The sequence below is a fragment of the Pirellulales bacterium genome (genome assembly GCA_035546535.1).
Lineage (GTDB): Bacteria > Planctomycetota > Planctomycetia > Pirellulales > JACPPG01 > JACPPG01.
The window spans coordinates 132479-154313 of the sequence record DASZWQ010000050.1 but is presented as its reverse complement, the minus strand read 5'-3'; the positions used below and the strand labels follow the sequence as shown (position 1 = coordinate 154313).

At 62.6% G+C, this 21835-nt stretch carries 18 protein-coding genes and 1 pseudogene; 9 read left to right on the top strand and 10 right to left on the bottom strand.

What is annotated here, in order from left to right:
• Window positions 1–14: 14 nt before the first annotated feature.
• Window positions 15–728, bottom strand: a complete 714-nt coding sequence (locus VHD36_06560) for a pyridoxine 5'-phosphate synthase (GenBank protein HVU86962.1) — start codon at window positions 726–728, stop codon at window positions 15–17.
• A 128-nt stretch (window positions 729–856) separates the two neighbouring features.
• Here VHD36_06560 and VHD36_06555 point away from each other — a divergent pair, with 128 nt between their 5' ends.
• Window positions 857–1045, top strand: coding sequence for a hypothetical protein (locus VHD36_06555; protein ID HVU86961.1), 189 nt, complete (start codon window positions 857–859; stop codon window positions 1043–1045).
• A gap of 97 nt (window positions 1046–1142) precedes the next feature.
• On the opposite strand, the gene VHD36_06550 is transcribed toward VHD36_06555, so the two are convergent.
• Both VHD36_06550 and VHD36_06545 read right to left on the bottom strand, forming a co-directional pair.
• Window positions 1143–2477 carry a hypothetical protein gene (locus tag VHD36_06550; protein HVU86960.1) on the bottom strand — a complete coding sequence of 445 codons (1335 nt, stop codon included), beginning with the start codon at window positions 2475–2477 and terminating at the stop codon, window positions 1143–1145.
• A 235-nt stretch (window positions 2478–2712) separates the two neighbouring features.
• A complete protein-coding gene (locus tag VHD36_06545; protein ID HVU86959.1) occupies window positions 2713–4245 on the bottom strand; it encodes a Do family serine endopeptidase in 1533 nt (510 codons plus the stop codon).
• Window positions 4246–4568: 323 nt separating this feature from the next.
• Between VHD36_06545 and rnc the strand changes: the two genes are divergently transcribed.
• The gene (gene rnc, locus VHD36_06540) at window positions 4569–5303 is read left to right on the top strand and encodes a ribonuclease III (protein ID HVU86958.1); all 735 of its coding nucleotides are present in this window, start codon (window positions 4569–4571) and stop codon (window positions 5301–5303) included.
• Between the two features lie 33 nt (window positions 5304–5336).
• On the top strand, window positions 5337–6314 hold the full coding sequence (locus VHD36_06535) for a hypothetical protein (protein ID HVU86957.1): 978 nt from the start codon (window positions 5337–5339) through the stop codon (window positions 6312–6314).
• Window positions 6315–7145: 831 nt separating this feature from the next.
• Here the strand turns inward: VHD36_06535 and VHD36_06530 are convergent.
• Both VHD36_06530 and VHD36_06525 read right to left on the bottom strand, forming a co-directional pair.
• Window positions 7146–8408, bottom strand: coding sequence for an aminotransferase class I/II-fold pyridoxal phosphate-dependent enzyme (locus VHD36_06530; GenBank protein ID HVU86956.1), 1263 nt, complete (start codon window positions 8406–8408; stop codon window positions 7146–7148).
• 43 nt (window positions 8409–8451) lie between these two features.
• Entirely contained in the window at window positions 8452–9195 is a 744-nt protein-coding gene (locus VHD36_06525; protein HVU86955.1) for a hypothetical protein, read from the bottom strand.
• Window positions 9196–9317: 122 nt separating this feature from the next.
• Between VHD36_06525 and VHD36_06520 the strand changes: the two genes are divergently transcribed.
• Window positions 9318–9944, top strand: a complete 627-nt coding sequence (locus tag VHD36_06520) for a methylated-DNA--[protein]-cysteine S-methyltransferase (GenBank protein HVU86954.1) — start codon at window positions 9318–9320, stop codon at window positions 9942–9944.
• 90 nt (window positions 9945–10034) lie between these two features.
• Complete coding sequence (locus tag VHD36_06515) at window positions 10035–10424, top strand: hypothetical protein (GenBank protein HVU86953.1); 390 nt, start codon at window positions 10035–10037, stop codon at window positions 10422–10424.
• Between the two features lie 17 nt (window positions 10425–10441).
• Here the strand turns inward: VHD36_06515 and lexA are convergent, their stop codons facing one another.
• The 3 genes from lexA to proB all read right to left on the bottom strand — a co-directional run bounded on the left by lexA (window position 10442) and on the right by proB (window position 14401).
• A complete protein-coding gene (lexA, locus tag VHD36_06510; GenBank protein ID HVU86952.1) occupies window positions 10442–11047 on the bottom strand; it encodes a transcriptional repressor LexA in 606 nt (201 codons plus the stop codon).
• Between the two features lie 153 nt (window positions 11048–11200).
• Window positions 11201–13099, bottom strand: a complete 1899-nt coding sequence (nagB, locus tag VHD36_06505) for a glucosamine-6-phosphate deaminase (GenBank protein HVU86951.1) — start codon at window positions 13097–13099, stop codon at window positions 11201–11203.
• A gap of 150 nt (window positions 13100–13249) precedes the next feature.
• Window positions 13250–14401, bottom strand: a complete 1152-nt coding sequence (proB, locus tag VHD36_06500; protein ID HVU86950.1) for a glutamate 5-kinase — start codon at window positions 14399–14401, stop codon at window positions 13250–13252.
• A gap of 274 nt (window positions 14402–14675) precedes the next feature.
• Between proB and VHD36_06495 the strand changes: the two genes are divergently transcribed.
• Entirely contained in the window at window positions 14676–15752 is a 1077-nt protein-coding gene (locus VHD36_06495; protein HVU86949.1) for a sialidase family protein, read from the top strand.
• 38 nt (window positions 15753–15790) lie between these two features.
• On the opposite strand, the gene VHD36_06490 is transcribed toward VHD36_06495, so the two are convergent.
• Window positions 15791–16432, bottom strand: a complete 642-nt coding sequence (locus VHD36_06490) for a carbohydrate-binding family 9-like protein (GenBank protein ID HVU86948.1) — start codon at window positions 16430–16432, stop codon at window positions 15791–15793.
• Between the two features lie 99 nt (window positions 16433–16531).
• Window positions 16532–17374, bottom strand: a pseudogene (locus tag VHD36_06485) (amidohydrolase family protein).
• Window positions 17375–17948: 574 nt separating this feature from the next.
• Here VHD36_06485 and VHD36_06480 point away from each other — a divergent pair.
• From VHD36_06480 to VHD36_06470, 3 genes are all read left to right on the top strand, one after another.
• Entirely contained in the window at window positions 17949–18422 is a 474-nt protein-coding gene (locus VHD36_06480; protein HVU86947.1) for a hypothetical protein, read from the top strand.
• Between the two features lie 197 nt (window positions 18423–18619).
• Complete coding sequence (locus VHD36_06475; GenBank protein HVU86946.1) at window positions 18620–19708, top strand: hypothetical protein; 1089 nt, start codon at window positions 18620–18622, stop codon at window positions 19706–19708.
• Between the two features lie 155 nt (window positions 19709–19863).
• Complete coding sequence (locus tag VHD36_06470) at window positions 19864–21819, top strand: preprotein translocase subunit SecA (protein HVU86945.1); 1956 nt, start codon at window positions 19864–19866, stop codon at window positions 21817–21819.
• Window positions 21820–21835 lie beyond the last annotated feature (16 nt).

Sequence of the window (21835 nt, the reverse complement as noted above, 5' to 3'; positions counted from 1 at the left end):
GCCCTTGCCGTTGATCAGGTCGAAACCAGTTGTTTCATCTCGCGTACCGCCGCCTGGAAGCCGACCATCAGGGCCCGGGCGACGATGCTGTGCCCGATGTTCAGTTCGCACATCTGCGGCAGCCGGGCAACCGGCACGACGTTCCGATAGGTCAGCCCGTGGCCCGCGTGCAGGGTCAGCCCCCGTTCGACGATCAGCCGGGCGGCGTCGGACAGCTTCTTGAGCTCCGCGGCCTGCTCTTGCTCCTTCGCCAGCGCGTACTGGCCGGTATGCAACTCGACGGCGTCAGCCTGCAGGCGATGCGCGCGCTCGATCGCGCGCGGGTCGGGGTCGAGAAACAAGCTGACGATGATACCGGCGTCGTGCAGGCGCTTGATGGCGGTGGCGACCTTCTTTTCTGCACCGGCAACATCCAGACCGCCTTCGGTGGTCACTTCCTCGCGCCGCTCGGGCACCAGCGTGGCCTGATTGGGCTTCACCTGGCAGGCGAGATCGAGCACGTCGTTGTCGCAGGCCAGCTCGAGATTCAGCTTCACGGTGACCGTCTCGCGCAGGATGCGAAGGTCCCGATCCTGAATGTGCCGGCGATCCTCGCGCAGATGGATCGTGATGCCATCGGCGCCCCCGAGTTCGGCGGCGGCCGCCGCCCACACGGGATCCGGCTCATAAGTGCGCCGTGCCTGCCGCACCGTCGCTACGTGGTCGATATTGACGCCTAACTGGGCCATGGCATGAACGATTGCTTACAGGGGGAGAGCGGCGTTGCCGTCGGTGAAGCGAAGATTATAGTTGGGTGAATGCCGGGCGGAAGAGCCGATTGTTGGCCCGCGCTCGTCTCGATCAATAGGGCCTGTCGATGGACGCCGCACGCTGGATTACCCTCATCGCGTTGACACTTTTCCTGATGGAGGGGTTCACACTGAGCGTCTTTCCCACCCAGTTCAAGGAATTCCTGGTGCAAACCGATCCGCGCACGATGCAGGTCATGGGGCTGGTCGAAACCGTGATCGCCGTGAGTTTGATCGCCGGAATCCTGGTGAGCTGAGAAATCGAGATCGCGCCACGGCCAGGCCGAAGCTGCCAGATCGAAGCTGCCCCCACAAAAGCTCGCACCGTCGAAGATTGTGTGGGCCAAACGCAACTCAACACAATGTCTGGTGCTGAAGCGTGGGCTGCAAGAAACTATGCAGGATTTCCGGCTGCGGAACGAAATTGATGTGCATCCGGCTGCCGATCGCCAGGTAGCGACTCACAAGATCGTGCCGATAAGCCGATTCCGTGGCCAGGCTTTCGATTCTTCCCGTCGATTCGATGCGCCAGTTGCCGCTGAGGTAGCCGCGCACTTTCGTTCCAGGCCGACCGAGCCAGCATTTCTGGCCGAGTGTCATGGTGGTGGGAATTGGTGGTTCCGGACGCGGGTTGGCTGCCGCCACCGCTGGAAAGACCCCCACCATCGGCAACCGCTCTCCACAGGGCGTGACCAGATGCTCGCAAAGATACGCCAGGCCTCCCCCTTCGGCGTAGATGCGCCGCCCGGCGCACAAATGCTCGCGCAGCGCCAGCCGCATACAGTGATTTTCGGCCAGCGCCGCCGCATGGCGTTCCGGATGGCCGCAGCCGAGATACACCAGGTCGACGTCGGCCGGCAACGATTCGTCGCGTAGCGGTGAGAAGTCGATCACCGTCGCACCCGAGATCTCGAGCAACTCAAGCGCGTCGGCGAAGTAGCAGCGAAACGCCTCGTCGAAGGCCACCGCGACCGTCAACCGAGAAGAACGCCGTGGATCGTCGGCGTGGAAGACAAACGGACGCACGGTGGGAAACGAGTGCCGCGCCGCCAACGCACGCAACCGATCAAGCCGGACGTAACGCTGCAATCCGGTGGCGAGTTGCCGGCATAATTCCTGCGGCGGCATGGTGCCCGACGGAAGCGCTGCGAGCGATTCACGCACGGAGGTTTGCGCGTCCATACCGCCCAGCACCGGGAGCTTCCACAAGGCCTCCAAGGTCGTCTGCAGTTGAGCAAAGTGCGCCGGGCCGCGCAGATTGTCGATCAGCAGCGCGTCGACCTGGCGCGGGCGCGGTGGCAGACGGCAATCGCCGATCTGTGCAGCGTCGACGACGGCCACCCGCGGCAAATCGAGCCAATCGCAGAGCTCGTCCAGCCAACCGCCTCGGTACGGCTGTTCGCTCGCTTGTGCAAAGCGGCCCTCGACGACAGCCATCGTCGCCTGGGCCGCGCCATGGGCAAACGTTTCGCGGCATGCCTCGGGCGTCATCAGCCAGCTATCGAGATGCCGGGAGCTTGTGCCCGTTGCTGCCCGCGCCCCTTCGAGGCGAGGGAACGACGCCGTGGCATGAAAATGCTGAACTTGCTGCCCCCGCGCGGACCACAGCGCCAAGAGTGCCCAGCACAGGGGCTGAGCGTCGACGCCCGGGTGAACGGATCCGATCGCTAGGCGTGGCAATTGAGACATGCCGGAAGTTTCCACGCGATCCGGGGAAGCGATGGTTGCTTGACGTTAAGACGTGTCGGGCGCGCCAGATGGATATGGGCCTAGGCCCGACGCCGACCGTGCCCCTCTTTGTTACTGCATTCTTAGGGTGCCAAGTTAACGAGTCAATAAAAAAAGGCCGGTGCCCGCGGGGGCACCGGCCTGACTATAGCGGTTCTGGCAAAGTTGCCGAGTTTCGCCGAGGCTCGGGCTTGCTTTACTTTTTCAGGACGACGAAGCGATTGCCCGCCGATGTCCGCACCAGCAGTAACACGCCTTTTTCCGTCGATTCGTCGGCCATGGCCTTCTTGAAGTCTTCGACCGAAGTGACCTCCTTCTTACCGACTTTCTTGATGAGCATGCCGTCGGCCAGGCCGTGTTCGGCCGCGAGGCCATCAGGATCGACGTTCGTGATCACGACGCCCTTGACATCCTTGTAGCCGAGCTGCTCGGCCTCTTCGGGTTTCAAGTCCGCCACTTCCAGCCCCAGTTGGTCGCTGGTGAAGGAACGCGGATCGTGATCGCCGTGCGATCCTCCTACGTTGCGGATCTGCGGTTCGTCAGGCATGGCTTCCACGCCGATCCGCAAGGCCAGCGGTTTGCCATCGCGGAGGACCGCCAGGTCTTCCTTGCTCGACAGCGGAGTGCGCTCGACGAGTTGTTGCAACTGGCCGGGCGTACCGACGTGCTTGCCACCGAACTCGGTGATGATGTCGCCTTCCTGCAGGCCTGCCTTGGCGGCCGGCGAGTTGGGTATCACTTCATTGACGAAGACACCGTCGTGACGATGCACGCCGAACTGCTCGGCCAGGTCACCGGAAATCTCGCCGACAACCACGCCCACGTAAGCGCGTTTTACCGCCCCGCCGTGTACGAGCTGATCGGCAACCCACTTGGCCTGGTTGATCGGTATCGCGAAACCGACACCCTGGAAGCCACCGCTGCTGGAGGCAATGGCCGTATTGATGCCGACCACTTCGCCATCGAGATCCACGAGCGGTCCGCCGGAGTTACCCGGATTGATCGCGGCATCCGTCTGCAAGTACTGAGCGCGCTGGCCCGATGGGAGCGTACGTCCCTTGCCGCTGATGATGCCCGCGCTGACGGTCATTTCTTGATTGAACGGATTGCCGACAGCGATGACCCAATCGCCGATCGACAAGTTGTCCGAGTCACCGAGCGTGGCAGCAGGCAGGTCGCCTGCGCCCTTGATACGAACGACGGCCAGGTCCGAGGACTTGTCGGTCTTGATGTCGTAACCTTCGAACTCGCGACCATCGGACAAACGTACCGTGACTTCCGTGGCCCCTTCGACCACGTGATTGTTCGTGAGAATGATCCCCGACTTGTCGATGATCACGCCGGCGCCCACGCCCGCGCGACGCTCAGGTGCCGGCATGCTGAAGGGAATCCCACGCCCTTGAAAATCCTTGAAGAGATCTTCGTAAGGCGTCCCTTTGAAGGGGTTCTCGCCCGTGCGGCCGTTGCCTTTAACCTGCCGCGTGCGCGTCTCGGACATCACCGTCACGACGCTCGGCATGGCGGCGTCGGCGGCCGAGCGGAACGCATGGGACAGCGCCTTCGCGAAACTTTGTTCCGCCTTGTGCGCGATGGTCGGCGGCACAGGCGGTGTGGTCTTGTCTTCGGCAACGCTGGGGGCATGCCATACTGCGGCACCGGTCAATACGCTGGCAGCTACCAAGGCCACTACCCATAGTCGGGTACTGCCGTGCTGATTCATGGAACTCATACACTCTCCTCCTTAACGAATGCTGAACGTGCTGGGCCTTCCGTCGACCGGCGGTGGCGAGGTGCTTTGAAGGCTGTCGATTAACGAGCCGGTACACTTTGGGCTACGAAAACGGGCGCTCGTCGGTTCGCTATCGGGTAGTTGCCAGGGGCCGACTGGTTCTTGCACGAGGGGCGTGCATAACAGCCGGAAATCGAAAAACGTCATAGCAGAATCGGTAAGATTAGCCAAGTTCGATTGACAAAACTCGGTATGGCAGTTAGGGTTATGGTGGAATTCAAGCCTCTCCTCCGTGTTCATCCCCGTTGTATTGTGCAGATTGCATGAGCGACATCGTTGAAACGGACCGAACACAAATCCTCGACAAGCTTGAACGCTGCCAAGAACGCATCAATTACCGTTTTGGCAACGCTTCGCTCCTCTTGTCGGCGGTGACTCATGCCTCGGGCGCCCAGCACCGGCTGGCCTCGAACGAGCGGCTGGAATTCCTTGGCGACGCCATTCTCGGGTTCATTGTGTGCGAGATTCTCTATCACAATTACCCCGATCTGCTCGAGGGTGAGCTTACCAAGATCAAGTCGGTGGTCGTCAGCCGCCAGACCTGCGCCAAGATCAGCGAGGCCCTGCGTCTCGACGAATTCTTGATTCTCGGCAAGGGTATGACCTGCCATCCCACGGTGCCATCCTCGCTCTTGTCCGATGTATTCGAGTCGCTGATCGCGGCGATTTACCTCGACGGGGGCGACGCCGCGGCCCGTTCGTTCATCGAGTTGCACCTGGGTCCTGAAATCGAGATGGCGGCCTCGGGCGAAAACGGTTGCAACTTCAAGTCGCAGCTGCAGCAGTTTGCCCAGCGCGAATTCGGCAGCACGCCCACGTACCAACTGCTCGATGAAAAAGGGCCGGATCATAGCAAGTGCTTCAAGATCTCGGCCCAGATCGGCCGCGACCGTTACCATCCGGCCTGGGGGCGCAACAAGAAAGAAGCCGAGCAGCGGGCGGCGCAAAATGCCTTGAACGAGATCCGCGGGGATGACATCCCCTTTCCGTCGGATTGACCGCCGCCACGACGAAGGAGCGTTCTCTTGACGGTGCGCGCGGTGGCACTTCTTTCCGGCGGCCTGGATAGCATGCTGGCGATCCGCATCCTGCAGCGGCAGGGCATCGAGGTCGAGGCGCTCACGTTCCGCACGACCTTTACCTGCTGCCAGGACCAGGCGGCGCTTGCGGCCCAGGAACTCGGGGTGCGGCTCTCGATCATCGCCGAGAAGGACGATTACCTCGACATCGTCCGTCACCCGCGCCATGGCTATGGTCGCGGGGCCAATCCGTGCCTGGACTGCCGCATCTACATGTTCCGCATCGCGGGGCAGTGGATGCGCGAGAACGGGGCGTCACTGGTCGTCAGCGGCGAAGTCGTCGGCCAGCGCCCCATGAGCCAGAAGAAACGCGACCTGGCACTCATCGCGCACCGCGCCGGCCTGACGGATGATTTGCTGCGACCCCTCTCGGCGCGCTTGTTGCCCGTGACGGCGCCGGAACGCGCGGGCCTTGTGAATCGCGAGGAGCTGTACGCGTTTTCCGGCCGCGGCCGCACTGGCTTGATTGCGCTGGCCCACGAGTTCGGCTTCGAGCGCATCCCGCAGCCCTCGAACGGCTGTGCGCTCACCGAGCCTGGCTTTGCGGCCAAGGTGCATGACCTCTTGGGAAGCGACGCCGAGGCGGACCGCTGGCAATTCGAGCTTTTGAAGATCGGACGGCACGTCCGCTTCGATAGCGCGACCAAGGTCGTACTGGGTCGGCGTGCCGAGGAGAACGATCAGCTTGCGCTTCATGCCGCGCGGCCGTCGGCCGCGGAGGTGGCGCTACTGGTACCGCACGATTTCGTCGGCCCCAGCGCGGTCGTGATCGGCCGCGTGTCGGAGGCCGCGCTGGATTTCGCCGGCGGCCTGATGCAGAAGTACGCCAAGGCTTCAGGCTCCGAGGTTCTCTCCGCCCGGCTTAAGCACGGCGGAAACGAGGCGCTGCGCCGACTGAAAGCTTTGGCTGACGAGGCAGCCATCGGCTGACTTGCGGGAGGTTTTGCGGTTAGTGCCTCGGGTTTCCCTTCCGGAAACGGTCCGAAAACCGCGATTGCTCCGCTCTACCAGAAAAGGCCGTCCAGAAATAGAAACGCCCGGCCTAAGGGTGACCTTAGCCGGGCATTCCTTTCTCGTTGTAGCAATTGCCGCGAAGTTTCGCGTTATTCACCGGTCCAAAGACCGGGACGCACTACTTCTTCTTGGCCTTCTTCTTGGCCGCTTTCTTAGCGGTCTTCTTCTTGGCTGCCTTCTTTTTGGCCACCAGAAGTCCTCCTTAAGGGAGTGGGAAGGCGAGCTGCTGATCCGGCCGCCAGGCTGGGAAGGGGCCGAAAGGCATCTCGCCGCGAAACAGAAAAACTCAGCAAATCGGCGACCTCGAAATCCATGAACCGCCGATTGTTGGTTGCCTATTCATTCCGTCTCAGGACGGCGCGTCGAAGTAAGTTAAAAGAAACGCAGGATATCAAATCGCGCCGCGCCTGCTTGAACATCCCTTTGCAAGCGCGACAGCAAGTGTCACCTCGCTCATCCTACGGAGTTTGCCGAAACCGTGCAAGACTTTTTTTGCGCGCGATGCACGGATCACCTCATTGCGCGCGAAGGCTGCGCGCGCTCGTCACGATTTGTCGAATCGATGCGCTGAGGCGAATCGCGATTGATGTCGAATGCCGCGCTCGCTCATGCGATGCACCAGCGCATCATGGCTGCGTTGCAGCCGAGACCGATCAGCGACGGCGTAGGTTTTCTGCGATGGGCGTGACAATTCTGTGAGTTGCGAGAACGCACGCACGCCCTGCGGCTTTGGCACTCGTGTATGGATCAGCCGCTATACGGCTGTCGCAGCGCGAAGTGCGGGTTTTTCTCAGCGAATGGCCTGGCTCGCTCCTGCCGCGTGATAGCCTCGCGAAAGAACGCGACGGCCTCGCGCATGACCTCGGGCGTCTCGGCGCAGCTAAATCGCAAGAAGCCTGCTCCGGTGGCCCCGAAACACTCGCCGCCGAGACAGGCGAGTCCTACTTTCTCATCGGCCGCTTCGAGCAGAAACATCGCCAGCCCATGCGAGGTGAGGCCGAGCCGGTTGCACACCGTTTTGACGTCGGGAAACACGTAGAAGGTCCCGTCGGGAGGCTGGCAGCGCACTTCGGGGATCGATGCCAGACCTTCGGCCAGGGTCTGGACCTGCTCGGCGAAACGCTGCATATTCCGGTCACGCTCTTCGCCGTCGTGCAAAAGCGCCGCCGTGCCCGCCAATTGCACGAGCGGCGGCACGCAGGAAAGCGTCGTGTTCAAAAGCGTCGCCAGCCGTTCGATGATCGCCATTCCCGCGACTGCGAAGCCCAACCGGTAGCCGCTCATGCTGTAGGACTTGCTGAACGTGTAGGCGGCTACGCACTGTTCGAGCATGCCGGGCTCAAAAAGCGGCGTGACGTGCTTGCCGCGCCACACCATCTGGTCGTATGGCTCGTCGCTGAAAATGGCCACATCCCGACCGCGCACGACGTCGGCCAGGGCGCGCATGTCCTCGGCCGTGGCCACGCCGCCCGTGGGGTTGTGAGGGCTGTTGAGAAAAATCGCCTTGGGACGCGGATCGGTTTTCAGGAACCGTTCGACTTCATCGATCCGCGGCCGGAAGCGATCCGCCGACCGCAAATCCGCCAGCCAGGCCCGAGCACCGCGCCGAGCGATGTTCGGCAGATACGTCGGAAAGTAGGGACTGAAAACCAGCACGCCATCGCCGGGATTCAGGAACGCTTCGCAAAACAATTGCTCGAAGATCTTGGCACCGGCGCCGATGATGACGTTGTCGGCGGTCACCGCGACTCCATGTTCCGCGCGGATGTAGCCCGCCGCCGCCTCGCGCAGCTCGCCCAAGCCGATCGACGGCCCGTAATGCGACTGGTCGGCCTGGATGGCTTCGATCGCGGCGCGCTTGGCCGATTGCGTGGCAGGGAAGGGACTGTCGCCGATCTCGAGCTCGATGACCCTCTTGCCCGACGCCTTGAGCCGCCGCGCGACGGCGAGCACGCTGAACGCGGATTCAATGCCAACGTTTGCCGCAAACTCACTGAAACGGACGGCCATGGGAGCTCTATCGGCAAATCGGTCGAAAGGGCCGCAGCAGGAATTACTTCAGGGCGATCGTCCGTGCCAGCGGCCGCAGCACGTTGTCGATCACGTAGGTGTCGACCATCTCCTGACAGATGCGGCCCAACTCAGACAGGGCCGAGACGTATGTCACGCCCGGGCCTAAACTGCCGTACTGCCGGGCCGTGAGGTAAACGCTGAGCTGCTCTTCGGGATAATCGCCGGTCCGCACCTGGTAGGCGTTGGTCCGCGTCTCGATGCTGATGCGGGCCTGCACGCGGCAATCTTCGTCGAGCGCGAGCGTGAACGACGGCTCGAAGTTGATCGGCGTAGCGCCCGGAATTTCGCCGAACTTCTCCAGGGCCGGGCTCAAGCCCAGGGCTTCGGCCACGAGCTGATTCTGATTTCCCCGGAAGGTGAAATCGAAGCCAAACAGCAGGTCCAGCGCCTCGCAGTCCAGCGGGCTCACCGACAGCATGTAGGGGGCCAGTTCCAACACCAGTTCGTGTTGGGCGAGCACGTCCTCGACCGAGGAAGGATTCACCTGGCCCGAGCAGAGCCGCCGCGCCTCGACGGTCGACCAGCGGTAGCGGCCGCCGTCCTTGTCCTCCTCGAGGACGAAGTCTCCCTTCTCGCGGCAGTAGAAATTGCGCATCGTCGGATAGTTCTTCTGGATGCGCTCGAAGTAGTGCAGAATCGTCTCGCGATTGTTCGGCAGTTCCATCTCCGTGCTGAGATTCATATTCACATAGAAGTCGTCGCACAGAGAGCTGTATCGATTCATGCAGGAACGCCCTTCTCGGGTTGATATGCGGCGCGACTTGGCGGCGGGTCGATCAATTGAAGCTTGTTGCCCGACGAACGCAGTATAAAATGCCCCAGTTTGTACTGTCAAAGGAGGGGGCGATGCCCCGCACCACGGCCCCCATCGCCCGTCGCAAGGCAGCCCGAGGAGGCCGTCGGCCTGTCTCTTCGCGCCGTGGCAAGGAGATGGCCGACCGAGGGACAGCGGTATTTCCTAGTGCGCTGGGGTGGATTGCCATCTTGGGGCGGGGTGACGTGGTCCAGCGGGTCACCTTCGGTCACGATTCACCGCAACAGGCCATGACCGCACTTGAGGAGGGGGCTCTAGAGCCACGAAACTCACGAGCTTGGAATCCAAGACTTGTCGCTCGCTTGCAGGCCTTCATCGAGCACGGCAAGGACGATTTCCGCGACGTGCCGGTCGATCTTGGTTCCTGCACGACGTTCCAGCGGCGCGTGCTCGAGGCATGTCGTCGTATACCTTATGGCCGCACGATGAGCTATGGCGAATTGGCCGCGGCCGCAGGATATCCCCGCGCGGCGCGGGCCGTTGGCAGTGTGATGGCCAACAATCAGTTTTCTCTGATCGTGCCATGCCATCGCGTGCTCGCCGCGGGGGGCCGGCTGGGCGGCTATTCCAATCGCCTCGGCCTGGCGATGAAAAAACGCTTGTTGGCCCTGGAGGCCGAGAACCCGCTGCGGCCGCGACGCGCGGCCAAGCGACGGTAGGAGCCGCAACGGAGACGTCCGCCCCCAACGAAGTCGTGTCACTGCTGCTTTGGTCGTGTGATAGCCGTCCCGTCTGGCAACATCGATAAAATGCTCAATACCGGGCTGGAAGCGTCGGGCATAATCGGCGAAGATGCACTAGGCTTTCCAAGGGAAAGCTTCCTGCCCATAGTCGAAATCCGCACCCCCACCGACAAGTCACCCCTGTGCCGCTTGTGGCGCGGCTCCGCCGGAGTTTGCTTGATGATTGTCGCCCCCAACTGGCTTGTCGAACGCCGCGACGATGGCGTGGTACTGGTCAGAGTGCCATCGACCGGTGCTTATGGCGCGGGGCTGCCAGATGCCGTCTTTTCCTTCCGCGCGGGCGATCCGCAATACGACTACTGGCAGAGCCAGGTGAATGTCGTGACCAATCTGAATCCGTCGGCCACTACTGACCGACGATCCTTAGGCGCGATTGTTCCGGTAGTCGATTCTTGAACAGAAGCGATGTCCGCTCAGCCCACTTTCCGCACCACGCCGACCACCACGCCCAGGACGCGGGCGTTTTTCACGTAGATCGGCTCCATGCTGGAATTGGCCGGTTCGAGCCGGATGCGATTGGCTTCGGGGAACCAGCGTTTGAGCGTGGCTTCGTTCTCGTCCGTCAGCGCCACGACAATCTGGCCGCGCTGGGCCGTATCCTGCTTGCGAACGACCACGTAATCGCCGTCGGCGATCTGATCTTCGATCATCGAATCGCCGCGCACTTCGAGCACGAATTGATCGTCGGCGCTGAACATCTCGCCGAAATCGATACGCTCCTCTTGCGCAACGGCCTCGTGCAAGCGACCGGCCGCGATACGTCCGGCCAGGGGCAACCCGCCGCCCCCCTCGGGCGTTTCCGTGGCCAGCATGATGGCCCGCGACATGTTCGGCTCGCGATTGATCAGCCCCTTCTTTTCCAGAGCCTTGAGATGGCACATGACGCCATTGGGCGAGCTGATCTCGAACTGCGTACCGATCTCGCGCACCGTCGGCCCGTAGCCGCGGTGCCGGATCTTGTCCCGGATGAACTGGTAGACTTCTTTTTGTCGCTTCGTCAGTCGTTCGAGATCGGCCATGGCCGGTGGACCCTAAAGGGGTGGGGATGCTCCGCTTCCGCCGCCATTGAATATAATATACGCGTGTACAGAGTCAATAGCATCTGTACACATCGGCCGAGAGCGGTGCCAGACTTGAGCTGCGTTGCCGAGAGATGCGAACCGATGGATCGCTTAGAGCGGCTCGCCATTCCAGCGAACGAAGCCCTCCAGGGCATAGAACTCGGGCAGGCCTAGCTGGTTGTAGACGTCCGAGGTGTGCCGATTCCGATCTTCGGCCCGCTGCCAGAACTCGCGCGCGTCAGGGCCTGGGAACAGGGCTGAATCCTTTTGCGATTCATGGCGAAAGATCGCGGCTTTCTTCTGTTTCAAATCGCGCGGACTCAATGGCACCGCGATGTCGATTTCATGCGGCGGCCATTCTTCCCACGCCCCGCGGTAGAGCAGCGCTTCGGGGCGGCTGCCCGTGTCGGCCTCGATCTGCTTGAGCGTGCGGATGATGGCCTCGGCACACACGCGGTGCGTGCCATGCGGATCCGACAGGTCGCCGGCGATGTACACCTGGTGCGGCTGCACGCGGTCGAGCAACTCGCGAATGATCTGCACGTCCTCATCGCCCATGGGGTTCTTGGCGATCGTGCCCGTGCGATAGAAGGGAAGATCGAGGAAGTGCAGCCGGTCTTCGCGGCAGCCGCAGACGAACGCGCCGGCTTTCGCCTCGCTCCAGCGAATCAGCGCCTTGATCCGCAACACCGCGTCGATGTCAGGCTCGCCCGGCGCCTTGGCCGCCAGGGCCTGGTTGACCTGTGTTTCGAGTTCCAGCGACCGTTCGACGTCGATGCCGAAGCGGCGGTTGAATTCCACGACCAGGTCGGCAATCCGCTGCGCGTCGTGATCGAACACGGCAATGTTGCCGCTGGTCATGTACGCGACGTGTACTTCGTGATGATCCTCGACCAGCCGGATCAGCGTGCCCCCCATGCTGATCACGTCGTCGTCCGGGTGCGGGCTGAAGCAGATGACGCGCTTCGTTTCCTTGCCGGCTGGATGGTACTCGATCGTGTCCATCATCCAGCGGAATACGCGGTGCGACAGGCTCGGCGCGGGACCATGGTGCCGCAATAGCCGGTGCAGGTTGTGGTCGCGATAATCCTGATCGTCGAGCTTCAGCAGGGCCTTGCCGGTTTGCTGCGCCAGCCACAGCACGGCCCGCTTGATCATCACGTCGGTCCATTCCACAGGGCCCAGGAGCCAAGGCGTAGCAATGCCAGTCAATTGGCCGGCCGCGGCTTCGTCGAACAGGACCGTGGCGTCGGCATGATCGCGCAGCAGGCTCGCGGGCACGCGGTCGGTCAGTGGCCCTTCGACGGCCTCGCGGATGATCCCGGCTTTATGTTCGCCTAGCGCGATGAGCAGGATTTTCCGCGCGTCGAGGATTGTGCCCAAACCCATCGTCAGCGCCTGTGTAGGCACGTTGTCTTCGCTGAAGAAATCACTGGCCGCGTCGCGCCGTGTGATCGGATCTAATGTGGCAAGACGCGTGCGGCTGTTGCGCAAGCTGAATGGTTCGTTAAAGCCGATGTGCCCGTTGCGGCCGATTCCCAGCAGCTGTACGTCGATCCCGCCGGCCCGCTCGATCGCGGCTTCATAGCGGCGGCAATAATCGTCCACGTCGTCCAGCGGAATGGTGCCGTCGGGAATGTGGACGTTCTCTGGCGCGACGTTCACATCGCGCAGGAAGTGATCGTGCATCCAGCGGTGGTAGCTCTGCAACTGATCGGGCTGTAGACCGTAGTACTCGTCGAGGTTGAACGTCACGACGCCCGAAAAATCGAGCCCCTCTTCGCGGTGCAGGCGGATCAGCTCGCGGTAAATGCCCAGCGGCGTCGAGCCGGTCGGCAAGCCCAGCACGGCCATCTGGCCGAAGGAATTGCGCTCGCGAATCACGCCGGCGATAGTGTGGGCCACATGCCGGGCCAATTCGCGGTTCGAATCAAAGACGTAACTGGGAATCTGCACACCAGGCACCCGGCGGGCGCCCGTGGTCGTACTGAAGGGGAGCGTAGTAGCCATCGACAGCGGCGAAGGGTGCAAAACTAGTGTGAAAATGGGGCGGGCCGTCAAACCTTTTGAAAAGGGCTCGGCGGAACCATCTAGTATGACGCAAATCGCCCTCGGCGGATACCGCAAATGGCCGCCCCGCAGGCTGGGAATGCCGCGAAACTAGGGCGCCGCCGAAGTCGTCACCGCCATATTATCGCGGTGTACGACCTCCTCATAAGGGCAATGCCCCAGGGCCGCGGCGATGGCGTCGGTCTTGAGCCCTTTGATCCGCGTGACTTCGTCCGCCGCGTAATTGATCAGCCCGCGAGCGAATTCTGCGCCCGCCCGATCGCGTAGCGAGACCACGTCCCCTTTTTTGAAATTCCCGACTGCTTCCACGACGCCGATCGCCAGCAGACTGCGCCCTTGCTTCTCGACCGCGCGACGGGCGCCGTCGTCCAAGACCAGGTGCCCGCGCGGCTGGGCAGTAAAGCCGATCCAGCGCTTGCGTGACGTGATGACGCTTCCTTGCGAGACGACCAGCGTGCCGACTTCCTCGCCGGCCAGGATGCGCGCCAGGTTGCCGGGCGTGCGCCCGTTGGCGATCACGACGTTTTCGCCCGCGACCGTGGCGATACGGGCGGCGGCCAGCTTGCTGGCCATGCCTCCCTTGCTCAGCCCCGTCTTGACGTCGCGCACCAGGGCCAGCACGGAATCGTCGAGCCGGGTCACGGTCGAGATCAATTTCGAGCCGGGTTCGCGAGGATCGCCGTCATAAAGTCCGTCAACATCCGAGAGCAGCACCAAGAGTGGCGCGCGAATCAGGTTAGTGACCATCGCCGCCAGCCGATCATTATCGCCGAAGGTGGTTTGCAACTCCTCGACGCTGACCGTGTCGTTCTCGTTGATGATCGGCACTGCGCCCAGCTCGAAAAGGGTGAAGATCGTATTCCGCACGTTCAAGTACCGCGTGCGCTCGTCCAGGTCGCTGGCCGTGAGCAGGATCTGCGCCGCATGCCGCCCGTGGGCGCGCAGCGATCGATCGTAAACCTGCACCAGGTAGCTCTGGCCCATCGCGGCCACGGCTTGCAGCTGCGCCAGATCGCGAGGGCGCTCGCGCATGCCGATGCGCCCCATGCCCGCCCCGACGGCTCCCGAGCTGACGACGGCCACCTTGCGGCCGCCGGCGAGCAGTTGATGAATCTCCTCAGCCAGGGCCGCGATCCGCTCCTCGTTCAGTGTGCCCTCGGAAGTCGTGAGAACACGCGTGCCGACCTTGACCACGACGATATCGGCCGCGGTGGCAATCTCTTGTCGCAATAAGTCGGTCATGGGGACTGGGGGCTGCGAGAATGTTCGCCGTTCAAGCCGGCGAGTGGGGGCTTGTTGCCTTAAGGTATCCAGTGATTCGTGAATCAGAAAGGTCAGCCGTGGTTCGCGCGTTTGTAGACGATTAACCGCCGGGCGCGCGGGAAAAGCCGCCAGCGGCGACGGGCCTGCCGGTGGGCCCGTACGCGGATTACAATCGTGGAGCATTGCCGCGAGCGGAGCGTTCTTGAGCCCCTCGCCCGATTCCCGCCCCCGAACTCATTCCGAAAGCCTTCCCATGACAATTCTTTGGCGCTTCACCGTGGCGATCATCATCGGTTTGTCTATGATTTCCGCCCCATCGTGGGCGGCCGACGACGACGTAGTCATCGAGCGCGTGATCGGCCCCGAATTTCCTGGCAAGTACAAGCATCCCGCCTCGATCGAGGAGCTGGCGAACGGTGATTTGTACATCGCCTATTACGGCGGCGACGGGGAATACGCCGAGCAGACTGCCTGCTACGGCATGCGGCGCAAGGCGGGTGAGACCAAATGGTCGGCGCCGCAGATTATCGCCGATACGCCGTTTCACTCCGACGGTAACGCCGTCATCTGGCAGGCGCCCGATGGGTTGGTGTGGCTCTTCTATGTGTGCCGCTTCGGCGATACGTGGAGCACGTCTCGCATCAAGGGGAAGGTATCGCACGACGGGGCGAACACCTGGAGCGACTCGTTCATGGTCGCCCTGGAAGAGGGAATGATGGTCCGCGGCCGGCCGATCGTGTTGGCCGATGGCGATTACTTGCTGCCCATCTACCACGAAACCGGCTTCGACCAGGAGAAGGTCGGCGCCGACAGCACGTCGCTGTTTCTTCGCTTCGATCCGAAAACCAAAAAGTGGAGCGAGACGAACCGCATCCATTCACGGATGGGCAACATTCAGCCGGCCGTGGCCCAGATCGACGACAAACGCTTGATCGCGTATTGCCGTCGCGGTGGCAGCTATGAGCCGATCAAGGATGGCTACGTCGTGCGCAGCGAATCGCACGACGGCGGCCACACGTGGAGCGAAGGGCAGGACTCGCAATTCCCAAATCCCAACGCCGCCGTCGATTTTCTTCGGCTGCGCAACGGACATCTGCTGCTGGTCTTCAACGACAGCATGGACGACCGCACGCCCTTGACGGTGGCCATCTCGACCGACGTCGACAAGACGTATCCGTACCGCCGCAACATCGCCACCGGCAAGGACTCGTTCGGTTATCCGTACGTGATCCAAGGGAAAGACGGCAAGATTCACCTGGTTTACACATCGCAAGCCCGCAGCGTGATCAATCACGCCGTATTTGACGAAGCAGCGATTATGAAGAAGTAGCGATCGGTCGCAAAAGCTTCGCTGCGGATCGAATCGTATTACTCGTCAAAGACTAGCGTGCCGAATTTGCGAAACTCGTGGAAGCTGAGCCCGACGCGGGCCCAGTCCCAGCTTGTTTCGCGCTTTTGATCGTAATCCATGCGATAGAAGTTCGCCCGCCACCGGCTGCCCGGGCGAGGCGGCACATTGGCCAGCGGCTTCAAGAGCTCAAACGGCGTAAAGATCTCGGCCCGCCAGCCGGTCACTTGCGCGCCCGACTCCTTCGGCCCGCCGGTGATCGACGTGGCTTTTTGGATCTTGCGCTCTCCTTCGTAATGCCAGGGACGCCAGCCGAGGAAACGATTGTCGACGTTCGGGATCAGGATCGGCAACTCGAAGCCGAGCGGTGAAATCTCGTACTCGAAGTAGATCGTCTGCCGCTCGTCAGGCCACACGAAGAACTCGAAGCAGTCTTCGTTCCACAGGTCGAGGAAGTCCTCTTTCATGGTCGCGGTCAGCAGCTTGTCGGTGGCGTCCATGAGGACGTACAAGCCCTTCTCGGAATAGAGGACCTTGACCCGGGTCGTGTAATCCGCGCCGGTTTTGCCGCGCCGCACGAGGGGTGTCCAGGTGGCCTTTTCCCACGCTTTATCGCTGCCGTCGCCGGTGACCTGGAAATCCACTGTCCGCGGCACGTGCATCTCGGGCATCGGCTTTTGTTCCGCATCAGGTTTGTTTTGGGTGGTTGCTTCAGCCGCGGCCGCGTTCGACGATTCTACTTGCGCCAAGAGCACGCGTTCAGCGTTCTTGGTGTAGATCTTGGCCAGCACTTCGTCCGGCAGAAACAGCCCATAGATCCGCCAAAAGCCCTGCAAATGATGGCTGGCCGCGCAGTCGAAGTACTCGTCGTCCGTTTCCAGGAACCGGTAATAAATCCGAAAGGCGTCGCGCCGCGGCGTCGTGTCGGTGCCGAACATGATCCGGTCCTGGTACTTGATGAAGAACCGTCGCGCCGAGTAGGGGGCCCGGCCGAGTTCCGAGATGCGCGCGTCGATGTCGACGTACAGGTTCGGGTGCTCGTCGAGCGCGCGGCCCACCGCCGCCAGGTCCTCGGCGTTGTTGCCGAAATGAGCCCCGATGAAGGTGGTTTCTGAATGCCGACCGACGACGCGCAGGAACTGCGCGAGTAATTCCTCGCGCTGCGGAAACTTCTCGCCCTAGAACAGCCACTGCGGGTGCTCGTTCAACTCGTGCCAGCGCTCGTTGAACCGGTCAAGCGGCGTGAAGAAAGCCGCCGGGTCCGCCGTATGGATCATCACGGGTCGATGATGCTTACCGCAGGTCGCCCACAGCTTGTCGAGTTTCGGATCGTCGACGGGCATCAGGCGTCCGTCCTTATAACGAACACCAAGCCCGAGCGATTTGTGGATCTTCAGGCCCTTTGCGCCGCGGCGGAAGCTCTCCTCCAAACGATCCGTTTCCCGGTCGCTCCAGCCGGGTTCGTCGATGCCGCTGAAATCAATCTGCGCGAAGGTGAGAAACCGATCCGGGTGCGCGCGATCGAGCGCCGCAAGCGTTTCTTCCAGCCGTTCGCCCCAACCGCCGTCGAGGTTGACGACCGTGCGGACGCCGGCTTCGTTCATTTCGGTGAGATAGTTCGCGACACGTTCCGGCGAGAGATGTTCCTTGCCGGCGCCCAAATGATTGTGTACGTCGATTGCTGGAAATCGGGGCTTCGGCGGCTCGTGGCTGGTCGTGACCAGCATTGATCGTGGCTGCCAGTCGCGCAGCTTCAACTGGCGAATATCACCTGGCTCCTCGGCGGCTAAAGCGGCAGGGGTTATCGTCAGCAAGATCGCGCCGAGGATCGCGGCCGGTCTTTCGATACGTCTGCCGATGACGCCTGCACCGCGGCGGAGCCGGATATCGGCAATTCGCTTCCAGAGTTCGTGGCGCATCGCTCAGGGACTCGTCGAAGGGGCGTTGGGGAATTCGAACGTTCCCAAAGTATGCCCGCTCGGCGAGCCTGTCGATATCCGCCGTCCGCCGGGAAATTGGGCGTTATAATCGGACCTGCTCGGGCCCAACGGGACCGCCCGCCGGGGAGACGCACTGCCGCGAATGCTTGTATCCGGCAAACACCCCAGTTAGCGTGGAGATTGTAGGGCGCGTCCTGCGCGGCTGCGCACCGAGTGCTTTTTCTGCGAGGAATCAAACATGAGTCTGCGTCGCCTGCTCCCCGCATTGGTTGTTGGCGTTCTGCTTGTCAGCTGCGGTTCGACGGCCAAGGCCCAGTGGGGTTTTGGTGGCGGGTTCGGCTGGGGTGGCTGGGGTTGGGCCAACGGGGCGTATACGCTCGACCCACCGCCGTATTTCTCACTCTTTCCTCCGGTCTATTACAGCCACGTGACGCCGCGCCCTTACGGCTTCAGCCCGTTTGCTTATCCCGGCTTCATGCCGACTCCGGAACGGATTCGCATGCCGTCGACTCCTTATGTGCCGCCGCGCCGGCAAGCCAGATCGGCTCCGGCTACGAACAACACCGCCTGGGGGCCGATCATCAAGAATCCGTTCGTGCTTCCTGAGGACGACAGACCCTCCCGGCTCTCGGACGGCCGCCCCGCGCCCCAGACGGTGACCACGCAGGAAGTTGCCGCCGCTAGCACAGGCCAAATCGATATAGACAAGTAGCCGGAAATCGCTAATCTACCTGCCCGGCCGGTCCCGTAGCGCTCCCCTTTCTCACGGCTCCGGCCGCATTTGCACTTCTTCGCCTGCTTCTGGGGTCGTTGGATTTCTGGCCGCCCGCGCAGCAGACACTTGTTGCCGCGCTTGCGGCGTCATGACAGCCGTTCGGTGAGTTTGCCATGGTGGAAAGGAGTCTACCCATGCGTGGCTTGCGCGGGTTGTTGCCGGCGCTTGCGCTGGTTGCGATCGGCTGCCAATCGCGCCCGCAGGCCATGGATCCGTTCGTGCGCACGCGCATTCCACCGCCGGCAACAGGGGACGTCGGTCCCATTCCTACCGGAGCCTATGGAGCGCCTGTCGCCACATCGGCGCCGCCTCCGCCAGGCTACGCGCCGCCGGGCGGAAGTTTTAGTTACGGCGGTGGGCAACTCACGCCCGTGACGCCGCCCCCTGGCGCGGCGCCGCCCGCTTCGTCGACATTCCCCGGTTCGCCGCCACCACCGGCCGCGGCTCCGCCCACGGGGCCTTATGGGGCACCCGCGACGCCGACCTATCAAACGCCAGGCGCGATGCCGACTTCGGCGCCACCGCCCGCCGGCTCGCCTCCTTACTCGCCGCCCGGCGGAGGTTGGGCTCCCACCAGCTCGGTCAACGGACCACCGACGACGTCGATGTACAGCCGCGAAACGATGCAGCGCGAATTGCGTCCTCTGGGCGAGACGACGCGCGCCGGCGTCCTCGGCGCTGCCGCCAACGATATTCCCAGCGACGCAGGAATCGCGCCCGGCGAACAAGGGCTCGACCCGGGCGACAAACTATCGAAGACCCCCATGGCCAGCCCCTTGCAAGACGCGCAGGACACACGCGCGATCGAGCCGGCGTCTTACAACATGCCGCAGGGCGCGCCGCCGCGCGTCATTCAAGGCGCGTACGCCGCGGTGGGGCCCTCGAATCGAACGGTGCGGCAGGCATCGTCGACGGCCGTCGTCGCGGGCAAAGGGCCGACCGATCGAGGCGCGACCTATGGCTACGATTCCAACTACGCCTGGCTACAAGGACAGCTTGAGTATTCCGATGCGACCAAGCAGTGGAAACTGCGCTATGTGCCCGTGAGCGGACCAACGGACAAGTACGGCGGCAGCGTTGTTTTGGCGCCCTCTCCGGCGCTCGCCGGTTTCCGGGCCGGCGATTTCGTATCGGTCAAAGGAAAAGTCGCCGGCGCCAGTCCAAACCAAGGCTCCTACGCGCCACTGTATCAGGTGAGCGCGGCCGATCGTTTGACCGATTGAAAGTCCGTGGCTGGCCATTGTGCCCGCGCCCTGAAGGCCGGCATAAGCCGAACCATCGCCCCGTCTGACGCATAAGGTATGATGAGGGTGATTCAATTGATGCTGTGCGGCCGTCTGGGCCGCCGCACGTTTTACGCACGTCGGAACCCAGGCTCTTGACCTCTCTCCCCACCAGTCTGTCGGCGCGATTCCTGGCTACGCTGGGCGGCACAAACCGCATGCGCCTCGCGCAGTGGTCTAAGCTCATTCCGGTCATCGGGGCCATGGAACCCGAGTTGATGGAGCTCTCCGACGGGGAACTGCGCAAGCGGAGCCTGTCGCTCAAGTATCGGGCACGTAGCCGCGAGCCTCTTGGGCATTTGCTCCCCGAGGCTTTTGCCCTGGTTCGCGAGGCTGGCCGGAGGACGCTCAACATGCGGCACTTCGACGTGCAGTTGCTGGGCGGCATCGCCATGCACAATCGCTCGATCGCGGAAATGCAGACGGGCGAGGGCAAAACGCTGACGGCTACGCTGTGCATGTACCTCGAGTCATTGGCCGGCAAGGGGGCCCACCTGGCTACGGTCAACGATTACCTGGCTCGCCGCGACGCCGACTGGATGCGCCCCTTGTACCAGGCACTGGGCATTTCGGTGGGGGTCATCGAAACGCCGATGCAAACTCCGGCCCGACGCGAGGCCTATGCCTGCGACGTCACGTACGGCACGAGCAAGGAGTTTGGTTTCGACTTTTTGCGCGATCGATTGCTTCTGCGCCGCGTGGCCGAGGGCATGACCGACGTGGTCGGCGGCATGCTGGGGCATTATGCCGCCGGCGGTGACGAGCCGGTGCAGCGGGCGTCGCATTTCGTGCTGGTCGACGAGGCGGACAGCATCCTGATCGACGAGGCACGCACCCCGCTGATTATTAGCGCCCTGCCGACCGAAGAAGAATTGATCGCCGCCGAGTGCCATCGCTGGAGCGCCGACGCCGTCGCACAATTCAAGGAAGATGAGCACTACGAGTTCGATCACGACAAGCAATCCGTGGAATTGAACGCGGCCGGCCGGCAACTCGTTCGCACCATCCCCAAGCCAGCCGCGCTCGACTCGGTCGGCCTGTTCACGATGTACGAATTCATCGAGCGGGCCATCAAGGTCGACCGCGTCTACACGCGCGACCGCCATTACGTCGTGCACAAAGGCGAAATCGTTATTGTCGACGAATTCACGGGACGACTGGCCGAAGGGCGCAAATGGCGCGCCGGCATTCACCAGGCCGTCGAAGCGAAGGAGAAAGTCGAAGTTACCGTGGCCACGGGCCAGGCGGCCCGCATCACGGTGCAAGACTTCTTTCTCCGTTATCCGCGCATGGCCGGCATGACGGGCACCGGCAGCAGCTCCGCGCGCGAGCTGAGCCGGATCTACAAGCTGCGCGTGGTGCCGATTCCCACGAATCGGCCAGCCATCCGCGAGAAGCTGCCCGTCGCCACGTTCGGCACCGCCGACGCCAAATGGCAGGCGATCGTCGAAGAAGTCATGCAGGTACACGCCACGGGAAGGCCGATCCTGATCGGCACGCGCTCGATCGATAAATCCGAGATCTTGTCGCAGATGCTCAAGGTTGTCGGCATTCCGCACGCCATCTTGAACGCCAACAAGATCGCCGAAGAGGCCGAGATAATTTCCCACGCGGGCGAACTTGGCAAAGTGACCGTATCGACGAACATGGCTGGCCGCGGCACGGACATCAAGCTCGGTCCCGGCGTCGCGGAGCTTGGCGGCCTGCACGTCATCTGCACCGAAATGCACGATTCGGCCCGCATCGACCGCCAATTGCTGGGCCGCTGCGGACGGCAAGGTGATCCCGGCACCTGGCGGCAGTACCTGGGGCTGGACGACGATATTCTGCTCGCCGGCCTGGGCCCCAAACGCTCGAAGCAGTTGAAAGAACTCGGTGAGAAACAGGCGACGGGCCTGGACAGCTACGCGTCGCTGTTCCCCAAGGCCCAGCGGCGCATCGAGCGCAGGCACTTTCGCGATCGCCGCGTGCTCATGTACTACGAAAAGGAACGGCGCAAGATGCACGAGCACTTGGGCCAGGATCCTTATCTCGACGCCGCCGGGGCGTAGACGGACTTCCTGCCGT

Coding starts and splice junctions, on each gene's coding strand:
- VHD36_06560 (HVU86962.1), bottom strand. CDS start 728: ATGGCCCAGTTAGGCGTCAATATCGACCACGTAGCGACGGTGCGGCAG.
- VHD36_06555 (HVU86961.1), top strand. CDS start 857: ATGGACGCCGCACGCTGGATTACCCTCATCGCGTTGACACTTTTCCTG.
- VHD36_06550 (HVU86960.1), bottom strand. CDS start 2,477: ATGTCTCAATTGCCACGCCTAGCGATCGGATCCGTTCACCCGGGCGTC.
- VHD36_06545 (HVU86959.1), bottom strand. CDS start 4,245: ATGAGTTCCATGAATCAGCACGGCAGTACCCGACTATGGGTAGTGGCC.
- rnc (HVU86958.1), top strand. CDS start 4,569: ATGAGCGACATCGTTGAAACGGACCGAACACAAATCCTCGACAAGCTT.
- VHD36_06530 (HVU86956.1), bottom strand. CDS start 8,408: ATGGCCGTCCGTTTCAGTGAGTTTGCGGCAAACGTTGGCATTGAATCC.
- VHD36_06525 (HVU86955.1), bottom strand. CDS start 9,195: ATGAATCGATACAGCTCTCTGTGCGACGACTTCTATGTGAATATGAAT.
- VHD36_06520 (HVU86954.1), top strand. CDS start 9,318: ATGCCCCGCACCACGGCCCCCATCGCCCGTCGCAAGGCAGCCCGAGGA.
- VHD36_06515 (HVU86953.1), top strand. CDS start 10,035: ATGCTCAATACCGGGCTGGAAGCGTCGGGCATAATCGGCGAAGATGCA.
- lexA (HVU86952.1), bottom strand. CDS start 11,047: ATGGCCGATCTCGAACGACTGACGAAGCGACAAAAAGAAGTCTACCAG.
- nagB (HVU86951.1), bottom strand. CDS start 13,099: ATGGCTACTACGCTCCCCTTCAGTACGACCACGGGCGCCCGCCGGGTG.
- proB (HVU86950.1), bottom strand. CDS start 14,401: ATGACCGACTTATTGCGACAAGAGATTGCCACCGCGGCCGATATCGTC.
- VHD36_06495 (HVU86949.1), top strand. CDS start 14,676: ATGACAATTCTTTGGCGCTTCACCGTGGCGATCATCATCGGTTTGTCT.
- VHD36_06490 (HVU86948.1), bottom strand. CDS start 16,432: ATGCACGTGCCGCGGACAGTGGATTTCCAGGTCACCGGCGACGGCAGC.
- VHD36_06480 (HVU86947.1), top strand. CDS start 17,949: ATGAGTCTGCGTCGCCTGCTCCCCGCATTGGTTGTTGGCGTTCTGCTT.
- VHD36_06475 (HVU86946.1), top strand. CDS start 18,620: ATGCGTGGCTTGCGCGGGTTGTTGCCGGCGCTTGCGCTGGTTGCGATC.